11 protein-coding genes are annotated in these 12,382 nt (G+C 29.6%); 9 read left to right on the top strand and 2 right to left on the bottom strand.

Features of this window, described 5'->3' with window-relative positions:
* The first annotated feature begins 11 nt into the window (after window positions 1-11).
* On the top strand, window positions 12-1,037 hold the full coding sequence (locus LPC11_RS07290) for a CAP domain-containing protein (RefSeq protein ID WP_023375246.1): 1,026 nt from the start codon (window positions 12-14) through the stop codon (window positions 1,035-1,037).
* Window positions 1,038-1,226: 189 nt separating this feature from the next.
* On the opposite strand, the gene lexA is transcribed toward LPC11_RS07290, so the two are convergent.
* Entirely contained in the window at window positions 1,227-1,850 is a 624-nt protein-coding gene (gene lexA, locus LPC11_RS07285; protein ID WP_023375247.1) for a transcriptional repressor LexA, read from the bottom strand.
* Between the two features lie 142 nt (window positions 1,851-1,992).
* Between lexA and sosA the strand changes: the two genes are divergently transcribed.
* The 3 genes from sosA to tkt all read left to right on the top strand — a co-directional run bounded on the left by sosA (window position 1,993) and on the right by tkt (window position 4,763).
* The gene (gene sosA, locus LPC11_RS07280; protein ID WP_023375248.1) at window positions 1,993-2,226 is read left to right on the top strand and encodes a DNA damage-induced cell division inhibitor SosA; all 234 of its coding nucleotides are present in this window, start codon (window positions 1,993-1,995) and stop codon (window positions 2,224-2,226) included.
* 178 nt (window positions 2,227-2,404) lie between these two features.
* A complete protein-coding gene (locus tag LPC11_RS07275) occupies window positions 2,405-2,641 on the top strand; it encodes a DUF896 domain-containing protein (RefSeq protein ID WP_023375249.1) in 237 nt (78 codons plus the stop codon).
* 133 nt (window positions 2,642-2,774) lie between these two features.
* Window positions 2,775-4,763, top strand: coding sequence for a transketolase (tkt, locus tag LPC11_RS07270; RefSeq protein WP_231307195.1), 1,989 nt, complete (start codon window positions 2,775-2,777; stop codon window positions 4,761-4,763).
* Window positions 4,764-5,059: 296 nt separating this feature from the next.
* Here tkt and LPC11_RS07265 read toward each other — a convergent pair whose 3' ends face one another.
* Complete coding sequence (locus tag LPC11_RS07265) at window positions 5,060-6,259, bottom strand: IS110 family RNA-guided transposase (protein ID WP_081698184.1); 1,200 nt, start codon at window positions 6,257-6,259, stop codon at window positions 5,060-5,062.
* Between the two features lie 404 nt (window positions 6,260-6,663).
* Between LPC11_RS07265 and LPC11_RS07260 the strand changes: the two genes are divergently transcribed.
* From LPC11_RS07260 to sbcC, 5 genes are all read left to right on the top strand, one after another.
* Complete coding sequence (locus tag LPC11_RS07260) at window positions 6,664-6,906, top strand: YneF family protein (RefSeq protein ID WP_015365032.1); 243 nt, start codon at window positions 6,664-6,666, stop codon at window positions 6,904-6,906.
* A gap of 201 nt (window positions 6,907-7,107) precedes the next feature.
* Entirely contained in the window at window positions 7,108-7,290 is a 183-nt protein-coding gene (locus tag LPC11_RS07255; protein WP_023375252.1) for a hypothetical protein, read from the top strand.
* A 327-nt stretch (window positions 7,291-7,617) separates the two neighbouring features.
* Window positions 7,618-8,085 carry a CcdC family protein gene (locus LPC11_RS07250; RefSeq protein WP_041613992.1) on the top strand — a complete coding sequence of 156 codons (468 nt, stop codon included), beginning with the start codon at window positions 7,618-7,620 and terminating at the stop codon, window positions 8,083-8,085.
* Window positions 8,086-8,192: 107 nt separating this feature from the next.
* The gene (gene sbcD / locus LPC11_RS07245) at window positions 8,193-9,317 is read left to right on the top strand and encodes an exonuclease subunit SbcD (protein WP_023375254.1); all 1,125 of its coding nucleotides are present in this window, start codon (window positions 8,193-8,195) and stop codon (window positions 9,315-9,317) included.
* Between the two features lie 5 nt (window positions 9,318-9,322).
* Window positions 9,323-12,352 carry an exonuclease subunit SbcC gene (gene sbcC, locus LPC11_RS07240; protein WP_041613994.1) on the top strand — a complete coding sequence of 1,010 codons (3,030 nt, stop codon included), beginning with the start codon at window positions 9,323-9,325 and terminating at the stop codon, window positions 12,350-12,352.
* The last annotated feature ends 30 nt before the right edge of the window (window positions 12,353-12,382 follow it).

Here is a 12,382-nt window from a genome sequence, read left to right as displayed (position 1 = left end):
TCTTATGGTAGGTGACCACAATTAAAAAGTTTCTCGTATTTTTTGTCGCATGTTTATGTTTAGTCATTTTTCTGCCACTGAATGAATTAAAACCACTAGAAAAAGTTCAATTAGAAGTTAGACAACAGATAGATCATTGGGCATTTGGAGATGCTAATGAAGAAGATATAAGTTTGGATGTTCCGAATAAGCAAGAGTTTGCCATTAATAATATTCAAATGAATATGTCGAAAAAAGACGTCGAAGATAAACTAGGTAAAGAACAACGTATCACTTCTAACGAATATGGTACGCATTGGTATACCTATTACGATGATGATTATAACCAATTCGTCATGATTAGTTATATTAAAGATAGAGTGAACGGCATGTACACTAATCAGAACTTAATTTCTTCGCAGTCTAAAATAAAATATGCGACACCTAAAAACAAGGTGAGAGATCGTTTAGGTAAACCTATTGATGAAATAAAAAAAGGGAATAAGCGATTTGAAATAAAAAATGATGAATATGATGTATTTCATAAAAACCATATTTATACTACTGTCTTTTATGATAAACATGAACAGAATGGTGTCACCGCGTTATATCAAGTAAGTGATGAAATGGAAAACAGACTGCAAGAGCAATATGGAGCACCTTCTAAATCATTGGAAAAAAGTTTTGAATTACAAGATTTTGATATTGTTAATGCTGAGAGAAAACAAAGACAATTATCAACATTAAGTTATTCTAAATCCATTTCTGATACTGCTAGAAAACATAGTCAAGATATGGTGGAAAATAGTTATTTTGATCATACTGACTTAAAAGGAAAATCACCATTTGATCGATTGAAAGCAGATCACCATGATTTTAATGCAGCAGGTGAGAATCTAGCCTATGGACAACAAAATAGTATATACGCTCACGAAGGCCTAATGAATTCATTAGGTCACAGAAAAAATATACTGAATGATAGCTTCTCAACTTTAGGCGTCGGTGTTGATTTTAATGATCAACGACAACCATATTGGACAGAAAATTATACTGGTTAATCGTTTAAAACAATATATGTTGGGGTACTAAATAGTTGTAAGGAAGTAGATAGAATGTCAACTAAATCAAAACAACAACCTGATATCTTAGAAAAAGTAAAAGAAGTTTTGAATAAGAATCAAAATAAAAAGGATTAGGCATCATGCCTAATCCTTTTTTATATAGGGGGTTATGAGTCTAAAATATGATTACATTTCTCTATATAAACCGATTACTTTTCCAACTACTATAACATTTTCTAAATAAATTGGATCCATTGAACTATTTTCTGGTTGCAATCTATAACGATTCTTTTCTTTATAAAATCTTTTAACTGTCGCTTCATCATCTTCTGTCATCGCAACAATGATATCGCCATTTTCTGCGATTGTTTGGCTACGAACGATAACTTTATCGCCATCAAGAATACCCGCTTCAATCATGCTGTCTCCAACAACATTTAAAATAAAAATATCGCTATTATGTGTAGAAGTTAAGTGTTCAGGTAAGGGAAAGTATTCTTCAATATTTTCTACTGCAGTAATTGGAATACCTGCAGTTACTTTACCGATTACAGGAACATGAATTGTTTCTTCCATACTAATATTATCATTTAATTGTTCGCTAACAATTTCAATTGCTCTAGGTTTAGTAGGGTCACGTTTTATATAGCCTTTTTCTTCTAATCTTGATAAGTGACCATGAACAGTTGAACTTGAAGCCAATCCTACTGCTTCACCAATTTCTCGAACACTTGGTGGATACCCTTTTGATTGAACAATCTGCTTAATGTAATCATATATTTCACTTTGTCTTTTCGTTAATTCTCTCATATATAGGCACTCCCTAGTTTTATTTAAGTTTATTATAGCATCTCTAATAGTAAATAACAAACGTTTGTTCGTTAAAGTGTTGACATGGAACATCTGTTCTGTTAAATTATAAATACAAACAAACGTTCTAGGAGTGAGATTCATGTTAACAAAACAAACAAAGACATTTTTAACATATATAGCAGTATTTTTAGTATCTTGCCTTATCTTTTTAGTATTCTTCTTAAGTGTTAATCAAAGCGCACATTCAGAACAAACGTACGAAATGACAGATCATGAAATTCATCAGAATGCTAACCAAAACGAACATCAAACACATGATAATAATGGGAACAGCGAACATAAATCTGGGTCTATGTTCGCATTAGCCCACTAAAATAGAATGAAAATGTAGTAGTGAGCGTAACGATTTGGTTATGCTCATTTTTTTGTTATATTTTATGGAAGGTTTATAAACGCTATATTATTATAAGAATATAAAAATATATGATATAAAGTTAGGAATTAACTATGGATATAATCGAACAATAATTGATAGGAAAGTAGGAATTTGAATGTCTAAAAATGATTTAAATATTGATAGAATTAATGAATTAGCTAAAAAGAAGAAAGAACAAGGTTTAACAAACGAAGAAGCCAAAGAGCAATCTAAGTTGAGAAAACAATATCTTGATTCATTTAGAGAAGGATTCAAAAAACAATTAGAAAACACTAAAGTGATAGATCCAGAGGGTAATGATGTTACTCCTGAAAAATTAAAGAAAATTCAACAGAATAAGAAAGAAAAATAAGCGTGAAAATTTATCATTTTAGATTTATTTTAATAGAAAATCTGAGAGATTTTTCAGATTTTTCTTTATGAATTTATATTAAAATAAGTTATAATTAATTTGAGGTATTATTTGAAGAAGGGAAGAAAATATAATGTTTAATAAAGAAGATCAATTAGCAATCGATACGATTCGTGCTTTAAGTATCGATACAATAGAAAAAGCCAATTCAGGTCACCCTGGTTTACCAATGGGGGCAGCACCAATGGCATACACACTATGGACAAGACACCTAAATTTTAATCCCCAATCTAAAGATTATTTTAACAGAGATAGATTTGTATTATCTGCTGGACATGGTTCGGCGTTATTATATAGCTTATTACATGTATCTGGTAGCTTAGAAATGGATGAACTCAAACAATTTAGACAATGGGATTCTAAAACACCAGGTCACCCAGAATTCAGACATACTGATGGTGTAGAAGTAACAACGGGTCCACTAGGTCAAGGTTTTGCAATGTCAGTAGGTATGGCATTAGCAGAAAGTCATTTAGCAGGTAAATTTAATAAAGAAAATTATAATGTAGTTGATCATTATACTTATGTACTTGCGTCAGATGGTGACTTAATGGAAGGTATTTCACATGAGGCAGCTTCATTTGCTGGCCATAACCAATTAGACAAGTTAATCGTTTTATATGATTCAAATGATATTTCATTAGATGGTGATTTAGACAAAGCCTTTTCTGAAAAAACACAATCACGTTTTGAATCATATGGATGGAATTACATCTTAGTTAAAGATGGAAATGACTTAGAAGAAATTGATAACGCAATTAATAAAGCTAAATCTCAACAAGGCCCAACTATTATAGAAGTTAAAACAGTCATTGGATTTGGTTCTCCAAATAAATCAGGTACTAACGGTGTACATGGTGCTCCATTAGGAGAAGATGAACGTAAATTAACATTAGAAGCATACGGTTTAGATCCTAAAAAACGTTTTAATGTACCGCAAGAAGTGTACGATATTTTCAACTCTACAATGTTAAAACGTGCTAATGAGCATGAAGAAAATTGGAAAAATAAAGTTGAAGAATATAGTAAAGCATATCCAGAATTAGCTGAGGAGTTCAAATTAGCGATTAGTGGTACATTACCACAAAATTATGAAAAAGAGCTACCTAAATTTGATGCAGATCATAATGCAGCATCACGTGCTGACTCAGGTGAAGTAATTCAAGCGTTAAGTAAACACGTGCCATCATTCTTTGGTGGATCTGCAGACTTAGCTGGTTCAAACAAATCAAATGTTAAAGATGCTAAAGATTACGATAAAGATAATCGTGACGGTAAAAACATTTGGTTTGGTGTTCGTGAATTTGGTATGGGTGCAGCTGTTAATGGTATGGCAGCTCACGGTGGTTTACATCCATACGGAGCAACTTTCTTTGTTTTCAGTGACTACTTAAAACCTGCATTACGTTTATCAGCAATTATGGGCTTAAATTCAACATTTGTATTTACTCATGATTCAATTGCGGTAGGTGAAGATGGTCCTACGCATGAACCAATTGAACAATTAGCTGGATTACGTGCAATTCCTAACATGAATGTGATTCGTCCTGCAGATGGTAATGAAACAAGAGTTGCTTGGGAAGTTGCTCTAGAATCTGAAAGTACACCTACATCATTAGTACTTACACGTCAAAACTTACCAACTTTAGATGTTTCAGAAGAAACAGTAGAAGAAGGTGTACGAAAAGGTGCATATGTAGTTTATGAATCTAAAGAATCACCTGAATATTTATTATTAGCAACTGGTTCTGAAGTAAGTTTAGCGGTTGAAGCAGCTAAAGATTTAGACGCACAAGGTAAAGGTGTTAGAGTTGTTTCTATGCCAAACTGGTTCGCATTCGAACAACAATCAGAAGACTATAAAGAATCTGTGATTCCTTCAAATATTACTAAACGTGTTGCTATTGAAATGGCATCAACATTAGGTTGGCATAAATATGTCGGTACTCAAGGTAAAGTAATTGGTATCGATGGATTTGGTGCAAGTGCTCCTGGCGACTTAGTAGTTGAAAAATATGGATTTACAAAAGAAAATGTTTTAAATCAAATTCGTGAATTTTAATTTATTGTTGATTTAAATATATTGCTATAGCCTGAGACATTAATTTTATGTCCCAGGCTTAGTTTCCTACGATTAGTCAAGTACTTATAATTAAAATAAGCATTACTTAACTAAACCGTTCAATTTAATTTTTTTGAATAAGGTGTTAAACTGTATTTGATTGTACGTTTGGCTAATGTGGGGACATTTCCTACGATTAGTCAAGTACTTATAATTAAAATAAGCATTACTTAACTAAACCGTTCAATTTAATTTTTTTGAATAAGGTGTTAAACTGTATTTGATTGTACGTTTGGCTAATGTGGGGACATTTGATAATCGTACAATTTCTGATTCATTATCAAGTAATGAATCGTTTTTAATAGTCGATTTATACAAGCGATGACGGCAGTCTTATGAGATTTCTCATTAGGCTGCTTTCTTAGTTTGTAATAATAATCGACGACATGATTATCATAATGATGTTGACCCCTTATAATATTCATAACCACCCAAAATAAAAGTCTTCTCGCTTTTTTATTTCTACGCTTGTTGATTGTATCTCTACTAGAAGTACCACCTGATTGATATCGTTTGATATCAATACCTACAAAAGCATTGAGCTGTTTATGTGATCTAAATCTTGTAATATCTCCAATTTCCCCAATAATCATCGCTGCGCTTAGTTCACCAATACCTGGTATCGAATAAATCTTTTCAAAACAATCGAGTTGTTTTGCTAATTGAATCATGGCATCATCTAATTGTTTAAGACGTTGGATAGATTGTTTTAATTGTTGAATAAGTAAACGTACTTTTTCAACTAGAAAAGAATGTCTATCGACATTAGGATAGCTTTCCGAAGCGATATTTATTAGTTGTTGCGCATATTTTTCAGCTTTATATATTGATAAACCTTTATCTGTAGAATTGAATATATGTGTAATCAGTATGTCTCTATCTAAATCAATAACCAAGTCTGGATGAGTGAATATTTCAGCGATGTTAAGCGCAATGATTGAATATCGACTACTAAATAATTTTTCTAAACCAGGAAATGTTTGATGGAGTAGTTCAACAATCTCAAATTTAAAATGATTTTGTTCACTTTCAATCTCTAGATGAAAACGGGCACGTTCTCTTAATTCAAAGAATATTGATTCATGAGTAGGTAAGCTGTCCGTTTGTTTGAGAGTAGGCGCTAAATGAGCGAGTTTGTGAGCATCAGCCTGATCAGTTTTCCATGATCTTAAAGAACTCGTTCTAAATTTAGCTTCTAACGGATTCATTTCTATATAGTTAATTTGATTTACACGACAAAATCGTACCATAGCTCTTGAATAGATACCTGTAGATTCAAAAATGATTTTTGGATGGTTTAAGTCGTTCAAATACTTTAATAAATAATTGTAACCATTTTTATTATTCTGAATGGTAAATTCCTTTTGGAATTTCTCATCTTTATAATGGGCGACGACACTATTTCTTTTACTAATATCAATCCCTAAATAATCGATAACTAAAACCTCCTTGCTTAATTTGAGAAGTTTAAACTTTACTTAACCTTTCTCATTTCATTTTCCTATACACGGTTTCAAGAACCCAACATACTACAATCGAATTTCAAAAGGCGAGAGTAAAGCTGACTTGTTTTATAAACGGATTTAAAACCCAAGAGCCTGCACAGTCTACTTCTCTCTTTACAACTATAAAAAATAGCTGTGAAAAAATCTATCGTCATAGATTTCTTCACAGCTAATCTTAGTATGTTTTATTGTTAAAATAATTTGGAAAGTACGTTTAATAAAATTAAAAAATTTGTTATGATTTTTCATGTGCATTATTTTAAGTCTTAAATTTGTCTTGAAATAAATATTTGAATCTAGTAAAATTCATTAGGATAAAGAAAGTGGGTGAAACAATGGCAACATGGTTAGCAATTATCTTAATTGTAATAGCATTAATCGCAGGTTTAGTTGGTGGTTTCTTCTTAGCTAGAAAATATATGATGGATTATTTGAAAAAAAACCCACCTATTAATGAAGAAATGCTACGTATGATGATGATGCAAATGGGTCAAAAACCTTCTCAAAAGAAAATCAATCAAATGATGACTATGATGAACAAAAACATGGACCAAGGTATGAAAGGTCAAAAGAAATAATATAAAAAGGGATTAAGGCAGTTATAAATTTCTGTCTTAATCCTTTTTGTTTTTAGCTATGATTGTTCTTTTAAATATAATAACCAAAAGTTAAGTAAAAAAAATGAAAAGTATTTATAATATTGACAGGATTAGAGGAATTGCTAATTCTATGGTTATGCATCCAATATTAATCGTTAATTTTAAAGAGAGGTTTTAATTTTGAATTTAGAACCAGATAGTATCATTTTAGGTATCGCTTCATTTTTATCGGTAATAATTGGTTCATTAATTGGTAATCGGCTAAAAGTACATGTGGTGATACGATTATTATTTACAGTTATCATAACGGTTCTATTATTATTCTTTTTCTGGTGGCTAGGATATTTAATTTACTATAAATGAAGTATTTTGAGTGAAAAATAATAATCATTTGAAATGTAGTTTGTATCCGTAAAGTTTAATCATTATATTTAAACTATCTTTATTAAAAACTGTAAAAATAGAACTAAACAAAAATAAGTTGATAAATACTTTGTACTTTCATTTTTAAACGGTGATAAAAGTTCAATTATTGATAAGAAATCATAAGTAAAATAAGGTATTAAATTGATTGATATTGAGATTCCCATTTCTTAAATTAAAAGCTATGAAAATATATATGATTAATGATATACTAACACGTGATTAAAAAAGAGTATTGTAGTTTAGAATATATGAGAAGGTGTAACAGTGGCATATTTAATATTTTCAATTGTATTTGCATTCTTGATGGGTGCAGTTGTTATTGTGATTCGTATGAAAGCACAAAATTTTCCAGTCAATGAAAAGAAAATTATTTTACCACCATTTTTCATGGCGACAGGTGCTTTAATGTATGTAATCCCATATTTTAGATTGACGGGAACTGAGATACTAGAATCATTTGTCTTGGGAGTATTATTTTCAACAGTTTTAATTTGGACATCTCGTTTCGAAGTAAAAGGTAGCGAGATTTATATGAAACGATCAAAAGCGTTTCCAATAATTTTGATATCGTTATTAGTTATACGTACTGTTATAAAAATATTCATTAGTAATGAAATTGATCCAGGAGAAATTGCTGGTATGTTTTTCTTATTAGCATTTTGTATGATAGTACCATGGAGATTAGCGATGTATTACAAGTACAAAAAAGTAAAAAAATCTATTGTTCATTAAATATATAAAAGCCACTTATCTACCGAGATGAGTGGCTTTTTGCTTGAAATATATGAGGAAAAGTAATATGATTAGTACGAACAAACGTTCTATTCGGAGGTAAAAATATGAAGGTAATCCATACAGCAGATTGGCATCTAGGTCGAATTTTAAATGGTAAGCAATTACTCGAAGATCAAAGGTATGTATTAGAACAATTTATAGATCGAATGAAAGAAGAAAAACCAGATATGATCGTTATTGCAGGAGATTTATACGATACTACATATCCTGGTAAAGAAACGATTAAATTATTTGAAGAGACGATTGCCACGTTAAATATTGATATGAAAATTCCAATTATTTTAATTAGTGGGAATCATGATGGAAAAGAACGTTTGAATTATGGTGCGAGTTGGTTCGAACATAATGATTTATATATAAGAACTAAACTTGAGAGTATGACACAACCAATTCATATAAATAGCATCAATTTTTACACATTACCTTTTGCAACAGTTGCTGAAGTACAAGATTATTTTAAAGATGATTCAATTCAAACGCATCAACAAGCATTAGATAAGTGTATAAGTTGTATGTCAGAAACGCTACAACCTCATGAAATTAATGTTTTGATTGGCCATTTAACTGTTCAAGGTGGTAAGACATCAGATTCAGAAAGGCCATTAACGATAGGTACTGTCGAAACAGTAGAAAGAAAATCATTTAATCTTTTTGATTTTGTAATGTTAGGTCACTTACATCATCCGTTTAGTATTAATGAGGACGCTATTAAATACAGTGGATCATTACTTCAATATTCTTTTTCAGAAGTTGGGCAACCTAAAGGTTATCGAGTAGTTAAGTTTAATCATAAAAATGATATTCAAGATTATTTTGTTCCAATAGAACCAATGAGAAAATTAGAAATTGTCACAGCGGATTATGAAGACGTTATACAGGAAAAGGCAAACGTATCAAATAAGAATAATTATATCCATTTCAAATTAAGAAACATGGCTCATATTTCAGACCCGTTTATTAATTTGAAACAAATCTATCCCAATACATTAGCATTAACAAACGAAACTTTTGAGCACCATGAAGCAATTCAACATATAGAAATAAAAAAAGAAGATGATCTTTCAATTATTAATCATTTTTATAAAACAATAACCAATGAGCAATTAAGTGATATTCAAGAAAAGAAAATTAACCAAATTATTAATGATTTGATGAGAAAGGAAGATTAATTACTTTGAAACCAATGATGTTAAAGTTGAACAATTTTGGTCCTTTCTTAAATGAAACAATAGATTTTAGAAATATAGATCAAAATCAATTGTTCTTAATTAGTGGTAAGACTGGTTCCGGTAAAACAATGATTTTTGATGCAATCGTATATGCATTATACGGTGAAGCTTCAACTAAAAATAGAAAAGAGAATGATTTAAGAAGTCATTTTGCAGATGGTCATTCAGCAATGCAAGTGACGTTCGAATTTGAACTCAATCATAAACTATTTAAAATAGTTCGTACTGGACCTTATGTTAAAGAAGGTAATACAACCAAAACGCCCGCAAAGTTAAATGTTTTCGAGTTTATAGAAAACGAATTTGAATTAAGGGAAAGTATGGTAAATGCAGGTAACCAATTTATTATCGATTTAATTGGTGTTAATGCTGAACAGTTTAGACAGTTATTTATTTTACCACAAGGTGAATTTAAAAAATTCTTATTATCTAATAGTAAAGAAAAACAAGGAATTTTAAGAACACTCTTTAATAGTGAACGATTTGAAGAAATCGAAAAACAATTAAACGAAAATGTTAAAAATGAAAAAATTCAAATTGAAGAAAGATATAAAAATATTGAACGATTATGGAATGATCTCCATGCTTTTGAAAACGATGAATTAGAAGAATTAAAAAGTATCAATGTACATCAAACAGATAAAATCATTGAGGTATTACATAGATTTAATGAATTTGGTGAAAAAATAGGGCGAAAAAAGTATGAACAAAAGAAATTTCATGAAAATGAAATTGAAAAAGTAGAACAAAAGCTCAATGACAATAAAGAGTTAGAATTAAATTTAAATGAGTTAAAGAAAAGTGAAAGTGAATTAAAGCAACTTAAGCAAAAGGAAAATGATATAAATCAACAGCGTGAGAAATTAAATAAGATTAACGAAATTAAACCATTATCACAATTACTAGATAGAAATGAAGCGGCCAATAAAAAGTTAAATCAAGCAGAAAAATTGATGGAAATCGCAGGTCATGAAATTAACAAATTAATAAAAGAAAAAGAAGAAAATCAATTAGAATTAAATCATTTATCTGAAAAAGAGGAATCTATCAATAAAGAAAAAGCCTATTTGGAAAAAACTAATACTTTCTATAATAATATGACGCTCTATTTAAATAGTTATAAAGACAAAGAACGATTGACATCACAACTCTTAAATTTAAATGAAAAAAGAGAAATAATAGAAAGTGAATTATTAGAATTAAACGAAGCTATTAAATCAAAAGAAATCAATTATAATCATGTTGAACAATTGAGTCAAGATATTTTCAATATTGAAAAAGAATTAGAGCAAGCAGAAAAGCTTAAAAATGATATGAAAAATAAAGCAGAATTAACCTCTAAGTTGAATGACACTAAGGCATCCTATAATCAAAAATGTATTGAAATAGAAGACTTATCTAATAAGTTGTCCGGAATAGATAATACAGAAATTAATTTGAACAACAAAGAAACATTAGTTGAACAACTTCAACAAGTCGTTTCACTTGGAGATACATGTCCGATTTGCGGGAATGAAATTACTTCATTAGGACAACATATTGATTTTGATAGTATTAATAAAAAGCAAAATTTAATTCAATCATTACAAAAAGAGCTTAATGAAATGAATATCGATAAAGCTAAATTGGAAAGTACTCTAAATCACTTAACGGAGCAAATAAACAATATTCGTGTAGATGAAAATGCCTTGCCAGATATAAAAAAACTTTATTCTAAAATCAATAGAAAGAAAGAAGAAAAAGAAAAACAACAACAAGAAAATGAATTTATCTTAAAAACAAATAAAAAGGTAGAACAAAAACGTCAAGAATCATTTGAAATTGAAAATGAAATTAAAAATGCAAAATCTAAAATTGAACAATGTGAGATACGCATCAATGATTTTGAATCAACTACTCAATATAATGAAATAGATGAGTTTGAAACATATTTTAAAAAGTTAAAAAGTAATGTTGATCATTATTTAAAATTACTTGAAAATCATAAACAAAATAGAAATGATATTGTTCAAAAACTAAGTATAGAAGAAAATAACTTGCAACATCATAAACAAACTAAAAATGATATTCAAGAGGAAATTAAACATGCACAACAAGCTTTAGATGCTGAAATGAACCGTTTAAATATAGATTCTATTGATCAGGTTCAGGATATAATTAAAATTGTTTATGAAAAAGAAGAAATAGAGAATGAAATTAAAGAATATGATAAACAAATCCATAAGAATGAATTGGAAATGACCAGACTTAAAAAGTTAGTTACAGGAAAAAAATTAGATAATATAGAAGAAATTCAAAAAACACTATCAGAACTTAAAGTTAAACTTGAGAATTTAACTAATGAACTTGCAACATTAGAATATCAAATGAAATTAAATCAACAAAAAGTAGATGAAATCGTATCTAATATCGAGTATTTAAATAAAGAGTTGAAAGAGCAACAAGATATATTTAATCTTGCAGAAATCCTATCTGGTAAAAACAGTCAAAAATTAACATTAGAAAACTATGTACTGATTTACTATTTAGAAAAAATTATAGCCCAAGCTAATATTCGACTTGCTACTATGAGTGGTCAAAGATATCAATTGCAAAGAAGGGAAGCCTTATCTCAAGGGTTTAGTGGTTTAGAAATAGATGTCTTTGATTTTTATTCTAATAAAGCACGTCATATTAGTTCGCTATCAGGTGGAGAAACATTCCAAGCATCGCTTGCGCTAGCTTTAGGATTAAGTGAAATTGTTCAACAAGAATCGGGCGGTATCTCTCTTCAATCAATGTTTATTGATGAAGGATTTGGTACATTAGATCAAGAAACACTCGAAACTGCACTTGATACACTCGTAAACCTTAAATCGACGGGAAGAATGGTAGGTATTATATCTCATGTTAGTGAATTAAAACAAAGAATACCACTTATTTTAGAAGTCACATCAAATCAGTATCAAAGTACGACAAAATTTAAATGGAATTAAAGTGAAATGTCTTTATAAAAAAATCGATTT

The sequence above is a fragment of the Staphylococcus sp. HL28 genome (assembly GCF_021117155.1).
In the GTDB taxonomy this organism is placed as follows: Bacteria; Bacillota; Bacilli; order Staphylococcales; family Staphylococcaceae; genus Staphylococcus; species Staphylococcus warneri.
This window is presented reverse-complemented; position numbering and strand designations above follow the sequence as displayed.